The organism is Jeotgalibacillus sp. R-1-5s-1, assembly GCF_004405105.1.
In the GTDB taxonomy this organism is placed as follows: Bacteria; Bacillota; Bacilli; order Bacillales; family Jeotgalibacillaceae; genus Jeotgalibacillus.
The window spans coordinates 1-287 of record NZ_SORW01000047.1; the positions used below are offsets into that span (position 1 = coordinate 1).

The 287-nt window shown below is 51.6% G+C and carries 2 tRNA genes; both read right to left on the reverse strand.

Annotation, left to right across the window (positions count from 1 at the left end):
• Positions 1-60: 60 nt before the first annotated feature.
• Positions 61-136 (reverse strand) — tRNA-Ala (locus tag E2491_RS14755).
• 21 nt (positions 137-157) lie between these two features.
• Positions 158-234 (reverse strand) — tRNA-Ile (locus tag E2491_RS14760).
• Positions 235-287 lie beyond the last annotated feature (53 nt).

Genomic DNA, 287 nt, shown 5'->3' on the forward strand with positions numbered 1-287 from the left:
ATCAGGATTTTCACACAGTAAAAAATTCCGAGTGATGTTTCCCACTCGAAAGAGTGTGGTTGGTGGAGCCTAGCGGGATCGAACCGCTGACCTCCTGCGTGCAAGGCAGGCGCTCTCCCAGCTGAGCTAAGGCCCCGTATTGGGTATGAAATTTATATGGTGGGCCTAAGTGGACTCGAACCACCGACCTCACGCTTATCAGGCGTGCGCTCTAACCAGCTGAGCTATAGGCCCCTTTTGAAGGTTGAACCCTCAAAACTAAACAACCAAGTGCGTCACGTTTCTGT